The 508-nt window shown below is 71.1% G+C and carries 1 pseudogene; it reads right to left on the reverse strand.

Annotated features, from left to right (window positions below):
* Positions 1-508 (reverse strand): annotated as a pseudogene (locus JMF97_RS30520) (amine oxidase); the annotation flags it as partial.

Consider the following 508-nt stretch of genomic DNA (forward strand, 5'->3'; position numbering starts at 1 on the left):
TCTTGGGCGGTGATGGCCCGGACCGGGTAGTTGGGCCGCAGGTCGGCGGCCGCCCTGGTCAGGATGGCCTGGGCGAGTCCGGTCATTCCACCGGCCGGCCGGTAGGTGTTGATGCCGTAGTACTGCTCGGCGTTGTAGTTGCACAGCGCCCACCAGGGCAGGAACTGCGTGTACGCACCGCGGTCGGATCCCCCGCCGAGCCCGCCGGTGGCCCCGGAGAGCCACTTCTCGTCCAGGGTGCTCAGGCCCATGGCGTTGAGTCGGTCGCGGCTGCTGTACGAGTCGACGAGGCGCAGCAGGTCGGCCTGGGCCATCGGGTCCGTCGGGTCGGAGAACACCTGCGGTGCCTGTTCGCAGAACTGGGTGAGCAGCTCGCCCTGCCGGCCGAACGCCCCCTCCGGGCTGAAGTAGCCGAAGCCGGTGGCGGTCGGGAACAGCGTCCGGTCGGCCGCCGGGTCGGCGACGCGGCCGATGCCCTGGGCCTCGATCTCCTGCCACACGTGGGTCT

The sequence above is a fragment of the Micromonospora fiedleri genome, assembly GCF_016774385.1.
Taxonomy (GTDB): Bacteria; Actinomycetota; Actinomycetes; order Mycobacteriales; family Micromonosporaceae; genus Micromonospora; species Micromonospora gifhornensis.